Source organism: Niallia sp. M35 (assembly GCF_050971705.1).
In the GTDB taxonomy this organism is placed as follows: domain Bacteria; phylum Bacillota; class Bacilli; order Bacillales; family Cytobacillaceae; genus Niallia; species Niallia circulans_A.
This window is the reverse complement of the sequence record NZ_JBPCEP010000013.1, coordinates 35,028-50,350: the sequence shown is the minus strand read 5'-3', so window position 1 is coordinate 50,350 and position 15,323 is coordinate 35,028. Positions and strand designations below refer to the sequence as shown.

Sequence of the window (15,323 nt, the reverse complement as noted above, 5' to 3'; positions counted from 1 at the left end):
ACATGCGTGTAAACATTACGTTAGCTTGCACTGAATGTGGTGATCGTAACTACATTTCTAAAAAAAATAAACGAAATAATCCAGATCGTCTTGAGCTAAAAAAATATTGCTCAAGAGAAAAACGTACTACAGTTCATCGTGAAACAAAATAAGCAGAGGGGGATATCCCTTCTGTTTTTTTTTCATATTTATAACGAAAATTGTAAAGAAGGTGTACATAAAATGCAGGAAAAAAAACATTTCCGATCAGAAATGATAAAACAACTCCAGTCAATTAATAAACCACTATATGAGCATATGTCCTACCAAATAGCTTCCCGATTATATAATGATGCTGCCTTTATCTCTGCTAGTCATATTGGGATAACCATTTCCAAATTTCCTGAGGTGGATACATACCAAATTATTCGTACAGCTTGGAAATTAGGCAAAAAAGTAAGTGTTCCAAAGTGCATACCTGCAACTAGACAAATGAGTTTTCGCGAATTAGAGCAATTTAATCAACTTGAATCGGTCTATAGTAACCTGTTTGAACCAGTTATAGAAAAAACGAAACAAACGGATTCCAAACAAATTGATTTACTGCTAGTTCCTGGATTAGCCTTTTCGCCTAAAGGATATAGATTAGGATTTGGGGGCGGTTATTATGACCGATTTTTGCAAAATTATGATGGACAAACAATATCACTGGCATTTTCCATGCAAATACAGCAGCAAATTCCCATTGAGAACCATGATTTAGCTGTTCAGAAGATCATTACAAATGAAGGAATTATTTGCGCAAATGAGTAGTATGATGTATGCAGTAGTCATTTTGTTTGTCTCTTATTTGGCATATAAACGCAGGTCATTAACGAAGAGTGGTGCGATCGCGGCTTTTTTTGTTGGGAGCGGAATTGCGCTAGGATTTGGCTCTAAAGGATTAGTAGTTCTAGGAGTATTTTTTGTTTCTTCTAGTATGTTTTCAAAATACAAAAGCAAAACGAAACAGACGATGGAGGACAAAACCAAAAAAGGGTCGAGACGTGATGCATGGCAAGTTATGGCGAATGGAGGCTTTGCAGCAATAGTTGGTATCATCTATTTTTTTACAAAAGAATCAGTCTGGATTATTGTATTCGCCATACTTCTAGCGGCTGCCAACTCGGACACATGGGCATCAGAGATTGGATCGTTAAGCAAGAAAAAGCCAATCTCTGTTCGAACGTTTAAACAAGCGGCCACTGGAACGTCGGGAGCGGTCAGTGTCCTAGGAACAATTGCAGCATTTGCTGGATCACTATTAATAGCTTTAACAGCGAATTTCTTATTTGCTCTGGAGCCTGGTAGTTTTGTGGTCATCCTTGTTTTTGGATTTTTAGGTAATATCGTGGATACACTTTTAGGTGCCTTTGTCCAAGTTGAATATAAATGTCCTGTTTGTGGTCGAATAGTTGAATCAAAAGTAGAATGTCACACTACCTTAGTGAAAACAAAGGGTTTTGCACTTTTTAATAATGATATGGTAAATGTTCTTTCCGGTTTTTTAGCTGCGTTGGTATATGTTTTTTTCTTTTAGTAATATTTTAACCGGGTCCATACAAGAACATTTTCATTCGTTAATATGGATAAAAAATAATATTATTACCAAACTAGTTAATAGGAGGGATTTCAAAAATGTCAAAAGTATTCTCCGTTTTACTAATTGTTTTAGGTGGATATTATTTATTTCAAAAACGATATCGTGTCATTAATACGGTATTAAGAAGTCCATTTATTCGTAAATATGCAGTTAGAATATTAATGAATATTCCAAGTGTAAAAAGAATGACAATGAATTCTGTTTTTGGACGTTCGCAAAATACGATTTATCAATGAATAAAAATGAACTGATGAGACGGAAAATAGCGTTTAAATGAGCTGGGAATAAGTAACCTCACAAAAATAAGAGCAAACAATTACAGAGAAGTAACGTAATTGATTGCTCTTATTGGCTTTTAAAAATTTACGGACAGCCAGTGTATGCCTGAATGCGCAAAGTCTTGTGAATCTAAGCTCTGCTTTTAAACTGTAAAAACTCAGTTGTCCCGCTAATCTAAGCTAAGTGTATTTAGTTTTCCTATTAGTATTACAAACGATATCTTTTTTACTTTTAAAGTGGTGGATTGTCTACCCCTATGCGAATCCAATCTTCTTTTGATGGTCCATAAACTCCAAAAGGCTTGATTCCAGCTTGACGCATCAGAATTGTAACTTGTCCACGGTGATGAACGATATGCTTAATGAGACCCATTAAAATTTGAGCATTTGTTTCTTCTCTGCCAAATGCGGTTTGCACGTCCTTTAAGGATTCGTCTGTCCATTGTTCTTCTATCACTTTGATTGCAGTAGAACTGAGAAGTTTAAATGTTGCGGCTATTTCTTTAGCTGTAGCTGGAATTATTTTTGCGTTATCTAGTTCATTTATTTTTAGCCCGAAATGAGCTAAATATTCAGGGATATTGGTTGTGAAATGCCAAACAATTCTTCCTAATGTTCGACCTTCAGGGTAGACTTTTTGCTGTAAAGATTCATCGGTTAAACCTTCTAAAACCTTTTGAGTCAGCTCTGCCTCCCACTTCCACTCTCTAATAAAGTCTGTAATCGTTACATACATAAAAATACCTCCATAGTCAAATGTCAAAGTTTTTTAATTTCATACAGGAAAAATTTCCGCTTTTTATATACGATAATTGCTTGATATCCTTTGACATAGTGCTAAATACTTGCTATCTTAATATCGAATCGAACAATTGTTCTTATGTGAATAATATCAAGAATATCGACATATATCAAATATCATTTGTTTGAGTGGTGAAAATTTGATAAATAGACATCGAAAAGGAAAGGGGATGCGCAAAGTGTTCATAACATAAGGGCATCAATGGGTTACTTTTGTTCTATCCTTTTTTTCATTTTGCCAATGTGTTTTTAATCTTCTTAAAAAGGTAATAACAAATAATAACCTTTACGTCTTCAAGCGGTATGTTTATCGAATGTCACTCTCATTTATAAAATACATAAAATAAGCTAAAATGAAAGATGGATTTTGTGACATTTAAAAGAAATGAAGGAAAAAAAGAAACATATATAGTATTGTTACATAGAAAGCGTATTTCCTTAAAAAGGAACTATTTAAGAACTTGAAGAATATAGTGTCATTACCTTTCAAGATGTTCGGAGAGTAGGGAGAGAACAGATGGAGCTAGAACATTATAAGTATTGGAGAATCATCCATATACTAGTAAATGAATATCAGTATAAAATTATCTACTTAACAGAAGATCAACAAGAAATATGGCTCGAGGCTCAAGAGAATAAATCAAAATCCCCCGTTATTCGTCTATTTCAATTTGATATTAACTGGAGTAATTGGTTAAGCAGGGACATAGAAAGGACAGCGTTAAATGCTGAAAGGATAAGAAGTTCGCTGCATAGTCGTTCCCTTAAAGTGGTGAGCATTTATATATCCGCTTATCCGCCTGTAGACTCATATGAACATATTATCAATCCAGTATTTTTAAGTCCAAATAAAAAAGTACAAATTGAATCAATACTTCTCGATCGATCCGTTCAAGACTGGAAAATAGGAGAGCATAAAATAGCTGAATTACAACGTATGCCAGAAACGGAAGCAGAGCGAGAAACCCATATACAAGAATATAAAGAAGCAATCTTTACGAGCTTAAGACAAAAAGAAAAAGAAGAAAGACAGTTATTTAATTTTGGAAAACCATTTATCACGTATCTTTTCATTGCTATACAAGTGATTGTATTTTTCTTAATGGAATTAAGCGGCGGAAGTACAAACAGTGAAACGCTAATTAAATGGGGAGCAAAAGTAAATTATTTAATTGCCAATGGGGAATGGTGGCGATTTATAACACCTGTTTTTTTACATATTGGTATATTGCATTTACTTATGAATTCCATTGCCCTATATTATGTTGGGCCACTAATTGAGCGGATTTTTGGATCATGCCGATTTTTGTTTATTTATTTATTTGCTGGGTTTAGTGGGGTATTTGCTAGTTATTTATTAAGTCCATCTTTATCGGCTGGTGCAAGCGGCGCAATTTTTGGTTGTTTTGGAGCTCTTCTTTATTTTGCCTGGCGCTTTCCACAGCTTTTTTTTCGTGTTATGGGTTGGAACGTCATTATTGTCATTATTATCAATCTTATATTTGGTTTTACTATACAAGGAATTGATAATGCAGGACATATTGGTGGCTTGCTAGGCGGCTTCTTAGCCACAGCGATTGTTCATTTTCCAAAGAAGAAAAACTGGAAAATTCAGCTTGGTGCCGCCTTTGTTACTATACTGCTTTTGGGAATTGGTGTTCTTTATACATTCCATCAAGATGTACTGCAAAGACAAGATCAATCAGCCTATAAGCTGGTCCATGAGTATATTCAAGATGAAAAACTTCAACAGGCTGAGTTGGCTTTGGAGAAACTTGAACCAAAGGATAATGAAGTTTACTACTTTTTACTTTCTTATATTCAACTTAAGAAGCGTAATCTACATGATGCAGAGAAGAACCTGCAAAAAACAATCGCGATAAATCCAGAGTTTCATGAAGCATATTATAATTTAGCGGTTGTTAGTCTATATAATAAGAAATTGGAAGAAGCAAGAGAATATATACAAGCAGCTTTAGCTTTGGACAAAAACAATCCTGAATATCTTCTATTATGGGATAAAATTAAAGAGTAGATATTTGCTGTCTTAAAACAATTGCTTCACCATCTGCTGTTGTAAATAAGATAAGAAGATGGTTATCATTAATTAATAATACAGGGATAGAACTACCGATGGGATCAGCAATGGTTCCATCTTCTTTAATAACGCCAAGAAAATAATTTTTATAGAGACCCTCTGTTAATTGGCCGATTATTTTTGCGCTTTGTTCTTTTGAAAAGTTCGGAAGAGGTGCATCGTTATAGTTGATTAAGTCTGTAAGTAATAGTTTGGTCTGATATTGCTCGGGTGAAATATGGAATTTTTTTAATGCTTGAAGATAAGCATACTCTACATAATTTAATGTTTCTTTCTCCAAAGCTTTTGCCCAATCTTTCTCTGTTAAGTTACTGGGAGTATGAAAGTTTAGGGGAGCATTTTCAAATTTGGAGTTAATAATATATAAGCTGTCTGCAGAAGTTTTTTGTGAACTGAAAATTCTTTCACTATTATCATGTATTTCCGCATAATGAAAAGTTATTGTTTGTAAAAAGTTACTTTCTCTTTCCACAATTGTTTTTTTTTCTGAAAGCTCTAATGTGTTTTGTTTCCATTCTCCCATTTTATTTATTAGTTTTCCATTTGCATACAGAAAGCTCATATCCTGTCGTAAATATGCTACTTTATTAATGGATGAATGGCTCTCCCAAAGTATGCTGTATTCATCGAACCTTTTTTTGCTAAAAGTAAGGGTCGTGTTTGCTTTCGGAAAGGTGACTGTAGGATCAATCGGAAAATAGGTGATACTTTCCTTAGCAATCTGCTTTTGCTGAAAAATATAGAAAATAGAAATAAGAATAATAAGAGAAAGACTTAAACGAATAAAATCTTTTTTCATTATTTTCACCGCTCCATGTTAAGTATGCTCAAAATATGAGCCTGTCTCATCTATACTTCTTTCAATATATGTATGGAAAAGAAAATTATGATAAAAAAAGAAAGAGGAGGGAATATCTTTTGTTTTCTAGCTTTAACCATATATTTACTTTCCTAATAAGGGAAAAGAATCTGCTGTTGAGGAAACAGTCCGTATCCTTTATACTTAATTTGAAAACGATTAATTTATCACTTTATGCAAACCTTTGCAGTGGATAGAAAAAGAATGAAATCGAGGGGTACCATGCAAACAATTTATGACGTGCAGCAGTTTTTAAAAAAGTACGGGACAATCATTTATGTTGGAGATCGAGTAGGCGATTTACAATTAATGAAATCCGAAATTAAAGAATTATATCAATCTCAATTAATAAAAGAACAAGAATTCGATTCTGCTATGCGACTGCTTAATCAAGAAATACAATACTTAGAGGATAAGAGAAATCGGGGGAATGTGTGATGCAAGAAAAATGGGTAGCTGGAATAGATTTAGGCGGAACAACGGTGAAAATTGCTTTTTTATCTTTAAATGGCGATTTAATTGATCATTGGGAAATCCCAACAGATAATTCTGAGGAAGGGAAAAATATAACATCTGATATTGCAAAATCCATAGATGCTAAATTGAAGGAATTAGGTCATTCGAAAGACGATGTTTTAGGTGCAGGAATGGGTGCGCCAGGTCCTTTTGATTATGAAACAGGAATTATTTTTAATACGGTAAATTTAGGCTGGCCCGATAATTTTCCTTTAAAGGCTCGCCTTGAAGCAGATTTAGGATTGCCAGTAACGATTGATAATGATGCTAACTGTGCTGCTTTAGGTGAAATGTGGAAGGGAGCAGGAGAGGGAGCAAAGGATTTAGTTTGCGTAACACTGGGTACTGGTGTTGGCGGTGGCGTTATTATTAATGGAGATATTGTGCAAGGCGTTAAAGGAGCTGCTGGTGAAATAGGTCATCTAACTGCAATTGTGGAAAATGGAGCTCCTTGTAACTGTGGGAAAACTGGCTGTTTAGAAACGATTGCATCTGCAACGGGAATTGTTCGTTTAACGAAAGAAAGATTAGCGGAAAGACATACATTAAGCGAGCTTCATTCGTTACTAGATCAAGAAGGGGCGATTACAGCAAAAGATGTATTCGATGCAGCGAAGAAAGGGGACGAATTAGCTAATGAAATCGTTCAATTTGTTGCATTTCATTTAGGGCTAGTATTAGCAAATATTGCTAATACGTTAAATCCTGAGAAAATTGTCATAGGTGGAGGAGTATCAAAAGCCGGAGATGTCCTGTTAGATCCTGTAAAAGAGAATTTTATGAAATTTTCCTTTAAAAGTGTAGCAGAGTCAACGGTCATTGATGTTGCGACACTTGGAAATACAGCAGGGGTAATTGGTGCTGCGTGGTTGGCTAAAAATTAATCGAGCTAAGTGTAAATAGATAGGATATTAAGCATGATAATAAATCTTCTTCCGCTGCGAAGGAGATTTTTTTTGCTGCCTTTAAACAAAAAAGAAACTTGTCGTTAAAATTCATGAAACTTTTCGTCAGATTGGACGTTTAAAAAAGAGTAAGCTATTATAATAATACACAAAGATGAAAATTTGATTAAAATTTCATAAAGATTAGCTTTATATAATAAAATTATTGTAAAATGTGTAAAGTAATAATTTTCGAGATTTTGTTTGATCAATAGTTAGGAGGATTCACCATTGTTTAAGAATAAATTGGAGTGGTCAAAGCTATCACTTATAACGATTGCAACAGTTTTACTATGGATTAAAACAAATATTGCCTATATTACTAGCTTTGATATTAAAATTGAAAATTGGATTCAACAATTCATATTAATCATTAATCCTTTAAGTTCGATATTATTTATACTAGGAATATCCATGTTTTTCTCAGAAAAAAATCAAAAGCGATATATATTTATTTCAAGTTTGATTCTTTCTTTTGTTTTGTACGCAAATGTGGTTTTTTATCGAGTTTATACAGATTTTTTAACCCTGCCGCTTTTATTTCAAACAAGTAATATGAGTGATTTAGGGAGTAGTATTAGGGAGTTAATTCATGTTACGGATATTCTTTTCTTTGTTGATATTATTTTGCTAGTTGTCATTATGAAAAAGAAACCAGCCTTTGTAAAAATTCCGCAATACACAAGGGTTCACAAGAGTATTTTCTATTTACTTACAATAAGTTTAGCTTTTTTTAATTTAAGTTTAGCAGAAACGCAAAGAACGCAATTGCTAACTAGAACATTTGATAGAGAGCTTTTAGTGAAAAATATAGGAACGTATAATTATCAACTTTATGATATTTTCCTGCAAACAAAGACTTCTGCACAAAGAGCTTTTGCAGATGGTAGTGAATTAACAGATATGGTTAATTATAATCAGGCTAATTATATAGAACCAAATAAGGACATGTTTGGTATTGCTAAGGGGAAAAATGTAATTATGATTAGTCTAGAATCTACTCAGTCGTTTACAATCAATCGAGAAGTTAATGGCGAAGAAATTTCACCATTTTTAAATGACTTTATTAAAGAGAGCTTTTATTTTGAAAATTTCTACCACCAAACTGGACAAGGTAAAACTTCAGATTCGGAATTTATTGTAGAAAATTCAATGTATCCATTAAGTAGAGGGGCTGTTTTCTTTACTCATTCTGGGAATGAATATCAAGCGGCTCCTGAGATTTTAAATGAAAATGGTTATTACACAGCTTCCCTTCATGCAAATAATAAGAGTTTCTGGAATCGTGATATTATGTACCAAAGTATAGGATACCAACGATTTTATGAGATAAATGATTATGATGTGAAGGAGGAAAACTCTGTTGGCTGGGGTTTGAAGGATATTGACTTCTTCGAGCAATCAATTGCTCATTTAAAAGAAATGCCGCAGCCTTTTTATAGTAAATTTATTACGCTGACAAATCATTTTCCTTTCGAGTTAGATGAAGAAGACAAATTTATCGAGCCATTAACAACTGGCAGCAGAACACTGAATAATTATATTCCTACTGTCCGTTATCAGGATGAAGCATTGAAAATTTTTATTGAGAAACTAAAAGAAGAAGGTCTCTATGATAATAGCATTATTGTCCTGTATGGAGATCATAATGGCATTTCCGAAAATCATAATAAAGCAATGAGTGAGTTATTAGGAGAAGAAGTGACTCCTTTTGTAAGCACTCAATTACAAAGAGTACCTTTTGTTATCCATATTCCCGGAATGGAAGGGAAAACATTGTCAACAGTGTCCGGTCAAGTGGATATTAAGCCAACTCTTCTTCATTTGCTTGGGATTGAGACAAAAAATGATATTCAATTTGGATCTGATCTTTTCTCTGATAACAATGATCCATTTGTTGTCTTACGAGATGGCAGCTTTATCACAGATGATTATGTGTATACGAAAGAAGTTTGTTATGATCGAGCAACTGGAGAAGCAGTCGATGGAGACAGATGTGAGCCTTATATAGAGCAGGCGAATTTAGAATTGCAGTATTCTGATAGTATTATTTATGGAGACTTATTGCGGTTTTATGATAAAGAAAAAGGGATGCTTGATATAGTAGAAGAAGCGAATAAAAAAGAGTAGAGTAATAGAGCTTTGTGATAAATGTAGAAATATCTACTTTGTCATAAAGCTTTTTTTTATGAATAAGGAAATGTACCATAATGAATGTTTTTTAGGGAGGTTCATATATATATAGGGAGAGGAGTGGGCATATGGAGATCAAATTAAGACCAGGAGATACACTTTGGTACTATAGTCAGCTTTTTATGGTTCCCTTGAATCTTATTTTAGACAGTAATCCACATGTTAACCCGAATAAATTAGCAGCTTCTGAAACCATCCAAATACCTGGATTTGAATTACAGGTTCATCAGATAAAGTCAGGAGAAACTCTGTGGAAATTGGCAGGAGTAAGAAATATTTCGGTGGATAGTATTTTGTTATTAAATCAACATTTAAATCCAAATAATCTTCAAGTAGGCGATGAAATTTATATTCCAAATCGCATTATTGGAAGAATAGTGCAGGGGAAGAAAAAGTATGATTATCAATCCTTGCAAGTCGATTTAACGAGATTAAAGAAGCTTTTTCCATTCATTCAAGTGAAGACAATTGGTAAAAGTGTATTAGGACATAATATTGAGGAAATTAGAATAGGAAAAGGTACAAAAAAGGTTCATATAAATGCATCCTTCCATGCCAATGAATGGATTACTACCCCGATTTTAATGGTATTTTTAAATGACTTTTTACTATCTTTAACGAATGGGACAAATATCCATTGTGTTCATACAATGCCATTATATCAGTCTATTGATCTTTCCATTGTACCGATGGTCAATCCAGATGGAGTTAATTTAGTCTTGAATGGTCCCCCAGAAGAAGAGAAAGAGAAACTTATCTCGATAAATGAAGGAAGCACTGATTTCACTAGCTGGAAGGCGAATATACGAGGAGTCGATTTGAATAATCAATTTCCGGCAAATTGGGAAATTGAAAAGGAACGGAAAGAACCAAAAGCGCCAGCACCAAGAGATTATCCAGGAGACGCTCCTTTGTCTGAACCAGAGGCTCAAGTGATGGCGAAGCTCGCATATAAAGAGAACTTTGACTGCTTATTAGCATTGCATACGCAAGGAAAAGAATTTTATTGGGGCTATGAAGGATTAGAACCAGCAGAATCGCAAACGATAGCGAATGAATTTTTTAGAGTGAGTGGATATAAGGCCATTCAAAATGTAGATAGTCATGCAGGCTATAAAGATTGGTTTATTCAAGAATTTAGAAAGCCTGGATTTACTTTAGAGCTGGGTAAAGGGATAAATCCTCTTCCTTTATCCCAATTTACTGAAATCTATCATGACACATCTACAATCTTCTTAGCGTCTTTATATTTGTAGTTTTACAGTAAATGTAAGCATGGATTGTCAATAAGTGCCTAATATTGAGGGATATTTCTTATTTTATTAAAATATCACAGCATATTTGAAAAAAAGCCGAAAAAATCGGCTTTTTTATGTTACTATTCTATAGAGTAAATAAAACATGAAAAGTAGTATAGGAGTGTGAAAAATGTTTCCATTAGGTAAGAGAAACACACTAGGAATAGTTCTTCTCTTCACTTTTTTCACACTTATTCTGTCTGGTTGTGTCCCAAGACAGAATAATTCAGCCAGTGAAAATGAAGCGAAGAACAAAAATATCCATAACAACACGATGCTTCCTCCTATTAGTCCAATTGAAGGAGATTTTGAGCAAGTATATGGCTGGATAAAAAATGATACAATTTGTTATTCGGCGAAAGTAGAGGGTGTTAATAAAATTTATACATATAACATCTATACTGGAAAGCATAGCCCTTTATATAAATCGGTAACAGAATTGTCAAATGTGATAATAAATAAAAATCAACTTTTAATATACAATGCTCTTTCTGATGAAGAAGGGGAAATTCATATAATTGATATGAAAGGAAATGAAGTGCTTACTAGAAAACTGCAGAGCTATGAAACAGATTTTGTGTGGAATCCTTATAATGAAAATGAACTGTTAATTACGACCTTCACCAAGGATTGGGAAAGTAAAGTATCTGTATTGGATATTCAAGAAAATGAATTAAGTGATTTTCCTGTGTCTACGCCCTTTCCTCAATGGCAATCAAAGGAAAAAGTAATGTATTTAGATTGGGACCAAAGCTCCCCTTCCTTTTACGCTCCTCTTAAACTATTCAATATGGAAACAAAAGAAGAAAAAGAATGGGACGTACCTGATATTTATTTTATAGAAGAGAAAAATGGTTATCTCCTTACTCTGTCCGGTTCATCTAAAGAAGAGGAAGCCATTTATACTTTTTATGATTCTGAATTAAAGGAGCAAGGAAGTGTCCGCCTACCAAGATTATCTAAATTTTCCAATTGGTTGATACCAAACTATACTTTTTATGAGAATAAATTTCTTACTTTTGTTCCCAAAAATAGTGGTAATGCGGAAACTTATCAAGATGGCTTTGATCTTGTTGAAATAAATATGGAAACAGGTGAAAGCCAAAAGGTAGATACGGAAATGGAATTAGAAGATCAGCCCATCCAAATTTCTAGTGATGGAAAGTATATTCTATTTGGTTATTACTATGAAAATATGCTGGATATGAAAACGGGTGAAATTAGCTCCTTATTTTCTACCACTATTCACAATAGTTGATGATGGCATAAAAATATGCCATCATAATCATGGAACTTAAATCAAGTATCTTTGTCTTAAATAAGATTAAATAGCCGGTTGAAAGGAGAACATAGTTAATGGCAATTGTAGATGTAACAGTTATACCAGTAGGAACACAAACACCAAGTGTAAGTGCATATGTAGCAGATATACAAAAAGTGCTTATGCATTATGAAGAAAAAGGGCAAATTCGGTTCCAATTAACACCGATGAATACAATTATTGAGGGAGAGCTTCCTGTTTTATTTGAAGTAATCCAAGCTATGCATGAAGTTCCTTTTGAAAAAGGTCTTGTTCGTGTTTGTACGAATATCCGAATTGATGATAGACGGGATATAAGTAGAAAAATGGAAGATAAAGTAGAACGTGTTGTAAGTCAATTAGAGAGTAAATAGGAGGGGGTATGGGATGGAGTATAAACAAATTCCTTTAGGGCCAATCCAGACCAATTGTTACTTAATATGGAATGAAAATAAGGATTGTTTGGTGATAGATCCTGGGGCAAATGGAGAAAAGTTAATCAAGATAATTCAGGAGTTAGGATTATCTCCGATAGCTATTCTGTTAACACATGCTCACTTTGACCATATTGGTGCTGTGGAAGATGTTCGAACAGAGTATAGTGTTCCCGTTTATGTACATATCAAAGAGGAAGAATGGCTAATTAATCCGAAATTAAACGGTAGCGAAGCATTTAGACTGCCAAATCCGATTGTAACAAGACCTGCCGAGCATTTCTTAGATGAAAATCCAAGCATGACAATCGGTGATTTTACTTTTCAAGTGATGGAGACACCAGGGCATTCTCCAGGCAGTGTTACGTTCTATTTTAAAAAAGAGAATTGGGCATTTGTAGGCGATGCGCTTTTCTATGAAAGTATTGGCAGAACAGATTTAGTTGGCGGTAATCAAAGAACATTACTAACAAGTATCCATGAAAAGTTATTGAATTTGCCTGAAGACACATTAGTGCTTTCCGGTCACGGTAGAAAAACGACGATTGAGCATGAAATGGATCATAATCCATATATTAATGGCTTTTAAATAAAGAAAAAGGGGCTGAGACAAAACTAAAAAGGATATGCTTAAAGCTGAATAATCATTTGTTGAATTAGACGAATGATAAATAATATCTATTTTTGTTTCTCGCCCCATTTTATAAGGTTAGTGAAATGGAGTGGAAGACACTCGACTCCTGCGGGAAATAGAGGAAAGGCAGAGACCCCGCAGCGCAGTGAGGAGGCTCAGCTTCCTCCCCGCGGAAAGCGAGTGTCTGAAGCGCAATGGAACGAACTTGTTTTTTAGCTATAAAAAAGATAAATCAGCGAAAAGAAAAAACCGAACTATTACGATGTTTTATTGTATTATAGTTTGGCTTTTTCTTTATGTAAAATTCTTTTGTCCCACCCTCTTTCTTATTGCACCATTGTTTTATATGCGCATTGATCACAACCAGAAATAATATTTTGTTTCTCAATTAACTGGACATCTTTAAACAAAGCTTCAAACATGCCCGTAAAGAAGGATTGGTGCATAGTACACACTTTATTTTTATGTTCTATAGCAACTTCTTTAAATGGACAGTTATAAATTTCAAAATATAAAGATGTTTGATCGTCATTCCATTCCAATGCAGGTAACTGTCCAGTCATTAAACTAGCATTTTGTAATAAACGTAGCTTATCCTCATTCGATAATAGAGCTGTGTTGTTTGTAATACGAGCAATTTCCTGCTCCATCATCTCTTTACCAAATGTTTTTCCTGTTTCATAAAGTGCCTTGCTGCCATCTGCTCCAAGACTTTCAAACGTTTTCAATAAAATGCTGCTTAATAATTGATAATCTCGAAAAGGAAAGCTAAATTGAATAACTTCATCTGATAAACGATATAGTCTGCTGGGGCGACCACCTTTGCCTGTCTTTTTTGTTTCTGAGCGTAGCATTCTTACATCTTCTAACTTAGATAAATGCAAGCGAGCTACGTTTGGATGGATGGAAAATTCATCCGCTATTTCTTGAACCGTGACATCTTGATGACGTTTCGTAATGTACTGATAAATATAGAAACGAGTTGGATCAGATAATACATTTGTAACTTTTAGTGTATTTTCCATATTAAATGTTCCTCCTAAGGACTAATTTTCTTTATTATAATATAGCAATCTACCATAAACATGGTTAAAACGATAAGTTTATAAAATGTTCACAACTTCACAAATATTTTGTTCATAAATTGTACATATTCACTATTTGAAGCATGAGCAACGTTTTAAATGGATTATTATAAGAGAAGTGGAACTTATTGTTAATTTTTATTGACAGATTTATTATTTAAATTTTATAATGTATATATGAACATATATTCATATAATATAGGGGCGATTGTGATGGATTACGATGTAATAATAATTGGCGGCGGGCAAGCTGGACTTGCGATGGGCTACTTTTTAAAGAAAAGCGGATTATCTTTTCTCATAGTAGAAAAAGAAACTTCCATAGGTGAAAGCTGGAGAAAAAGATATGATACATTAACTTTATTTACTCCACGTTTTTACAGTTCTCTACCTGGGTTGCCGCTGAATGGGGATTTAGATGGCTATCCCACAAAAGAAGAAATAGCAGACTATTTATTTGATTATGCAACAACGTTTTCGTTGCCAGTTCAATTAAATACAGAGGTAAAAGAACTATCAAAGACCAAGGAAGGTTTTAAGGTAGTCACGAATGCCAGTTTATTAGCAGCTAAAAAAGTGATTATTGCTACTGGATCCTTTCAAAAACCATTGATACCTTCATTCGCTTCTACCTTATCTAAAAATGTGGTCCAGCTTCATACATCGCAATATCATAATCCGAAACAAATTAAAGAAGGACCGGTTTTAATTGTAGGAGCTGGGAATTCAGGGGCGCAAGTTGCAGCGGAGCTTTCAGACAAATATTTGGTATACCTATCAGTAGGTCATAAAATTCGTTTTTTACCACAAAATATAGGGAATAAGAGTATTTTCTGGTGGTTTGAGAAAATGAGAATATATAAAGCAAGTACCAATTCTAAAATAGGTCAATGGCTAAGGAAGAAACCAGACCCACTTTTTGGATTTGACTTAAGAGCAAAAATAAAAAGTGGAGCAATAACAGTATTTCCGCGTACAGAAAGAATTGTTGATGATACTTTTGAGTTTCTAGATAAACGGACACTAAAAGTTAACACTGTTATCTGGGCAACCGGTTTTTATCATGATTATAGTTGGAGTACCATTCCACAAGTAGTGAATGTAAAAGGCGATCCTATTCATAAAAAGGGAATAACGAATATTGCTGGATTGTATTTTTTAGGATTACCATGGCAAAGAAATAGAGCTTCCAGTCTGCTTCAAGGAGTTGGGGATGATGCAGCATATATTTATCAACATGTACGGAGAAACATGGAATAAAG

16 protein-coding genes are annotated in these 15,323 nt (G+C 34.0%); 13 read left to right on the top strand and 3 right to left on the bottom strand.

The genetic code is table 11. The features are described 5' to 3' along the window. Positions 1-2 precede the first annotated feature (2 nt). The 4 genes from rpmG (at position 3) to NiCM35_RS18455 (ending at position 1,857) form a co-directional block, all read left to right on the top strand. On the top strand, positions 3-152 hold the full coding sequence (gene rpmG, locus NiCM35_RS18470; RefSeq protein WP_016204868.1) for a 50S ribosomal protein L33: 150 nt from the start codon (positions 3-5) through the stop codon (positions 150-152). Between the two features lie 70 nt (positions 153-222). Beyond that, positions 223-792 (top strand): 5-formyltetrahydrofolate cyclo-ligase, encoded by a 570-nt coding sequence (locus tag NiCM35_RS18465; RefSeq protein ID WP_095333895.1) that lies wholly within the window; start codon positions 223-225, stop codon positions 790-792. Beyond that, positions 764-1,558 (top strand): DUF92 domain-containing protein, encoded by a 795-nt coding sequence (locus NiCM35_RS18460; RefSeq protein ID WP_235850357.1) that lies wholly within the window; start codon positions 764-766, stop codon positions 1,556-1,558. The genes NiCM35_RS18465 and NiCM35_RS18460 overlap by 29 nt, the downstream gene beginning before the upstream one ends. A gap of 98 nt (positions 1,559-1,656) precedes the next feature. Further along, the gene (locus tag NiCM35_RS18455; protein ID WP_095333897.1) at positions 1,657-1,857 is read left to right on the top strand and encodes a hypothetical protein; all 201 of its coding nucleotides are present in this window, start codon (positions 1,657-1,659) and stop codon (positions 1,855-1,857) included. Positions 1,858-2,131: 274 nt separating this feature from the next. On the opposite strand, the gene NiCM35_RS18450 is transcribed toward NiCM35_RS18455, so the two are convergent. Next, the gene (locus tag NiCM35_RS18450) at positions 2,132-2,635 is read right to left on the bottom strand and encodes a DinB family protein (protein ID WP_095333899.1); all 504 of its coding nucleotides are present in this window, start codon (positions 2,633-2,635) and stop codon (positions 2,132-2,134) included. A gap of 582 nt (positions 2,636-3,217) precedes the next feature. Between NiCM35_RS18450 and NiCM35_RS18445 the strand changes: the two genes are divergently transcribed. Next, complete coding sequence (locus NiCM35_RS18445) at positions 3,218-4,735, top strand: rhomboid family protein (RefSeq protein ID WP_123257984.1); 1,518 nt, start codon at positions 3,218-3,220, stop codon at positions 4,733-4,735. Here NiCM35_RS18445 and NiCM35_RS18440 read toward each other — a convergent pair. Then, on the bottom strand, positions 4,725-5,597 hold the full coding sequence (locus NiCM35_RS18440; protein ID WP_123257983.1) for a hypothetical protein: 873 nt from the start codon (positions 5,595-5,597) through the stop codon (positions 4,725-4,727). The genes NiCM35_RS18445 and NiCM35_RS18440 overlap by 11 nt on opposite strands. Positions 5,598-5,879: 282 nt before the next feature. On the opposite strand from NiCM35_RS18440, the gene NiCM35_RS18435 reads away from it, so the two are divergent. The 7 genes from NiCM35_RS18435 to NiCM35_RS18405 all read left to right on the top strand — a co-directional run bounded on the left by NiCM35_RS18435 (position 5,880) and on the right by NiCM35_RS18405 (position 12,931). Then, positions 5,880-6,095, top strand: a complete 216-nt coding sequence (locus NiCM35_RS18435; protein WP_047941253.1) for a YqgQ family protein — start codon at positions 5,880-5,882, stop codon at positions 6,093-6,095. After that, a complete protein-coding gene (locus NiCM35_RS18430) occupies positions 6,095-7,057 on the top strand; it encodes an ROK family glucokinase (protein ID WP_095333905.1) in 963 nt (320 codons plus the stop codon). The genes NiCM35_RS18435 and NiCM35_RS18430 overlap by 1 nt, the downstream gene beginning before the upstream one ends. A 291-nt stretch (positions 7,058-7,348) precedes the next feature. After that, positions 7,349-9,247, top strand: coding sequence for an LTA synthase family protein (locus NiCM35_RS18425; RefSeq protein WP_095333907.1), 1,899 nt, complete (start codon positions 7,349-7,351; stop codon positions 9,245-9,247). 131 nt (positions 9,248-9,378) lie between these two features. Then, on the top strand, positions 9,379-10,566 hold the full coding sequence (locus NiCM35_RS18420; RefSeq protein WP_095333908.1) for a M14 family metallopeptidase: 1,188 nt from the start codon (positions 9,379-9,381) through the stop codon (positions 10,564-10,566). A gap of 172 nt (positions 10,567-10,738) precedes the next feature. After that, a complete protein-coding gene (locus NiCM35_RS18415; RefSeq protein ID WP_123257982.1) occupies positions 10,739-11,866 on the top strand; it encodes a YqgU-like beta propeller domain-containing protein in 1,128 nt (375 codons plus the stop codon). A 98-nt stretch (positions 11,867-11,964) separates the two neighbouring features. Continuing rightward, positions 11,965-12,282, top strand: a complete 318-nt coding sequence (locus NiCM35_RS18410) for an MTH1187 family thiamine-binding protein (protein WP_095333912.1) — start codon at positions 11,965-11,967, stop codon at positions 12,280-12,282. A 13-nt stretch (positions 12,283-12,295) separates the two neighbouring features. Continuing rightward, complete coding sequence (locus NiCM35_RS18405) at positions 12,296-12,931, top strand: MBL fold metallo-hydrolase (RefSeq protein WP_123257981.1); 636 nt, start codon at positions 12,296-12,298, stop codon at positions 12,929-12,931. Between the two features lie 371 nt (positions 12,932-13,302). On the opposite strand, the gene NiCM35_RS18400 is transcribed toward NiCM35_RS18405, so the two are convergent. Continuing rightward, entirely contained in the window at positions 13,303-14,001 is a 699-nt protein-coding gene (locus tag NiCM35_RS18400) for a helix-turn-helix transcriptional regulator (RefSeq protein WP_095332761.1), read from the bottom strand. Between the two features lie 273 nt (positions 14,002-14,274). Between NiCM35_RS18400 and NiCM35_RS18395 the strand changes: the two genes are divergently transcribed. Continuing rightward, positions 14,275-15,321: a flavin-containing monooxygenase gene (locus NiCM35_RS18395; protein WP_095332763.1), complete on the top strand. Its 1,047-nt coding sequence runs from the start codon at positions 14,275-14,277 to the stop codon at positions 15,319-15,321. The last annotated feature ends 2 nt before the right edge of the window (positions 15,322-15,323 follow it).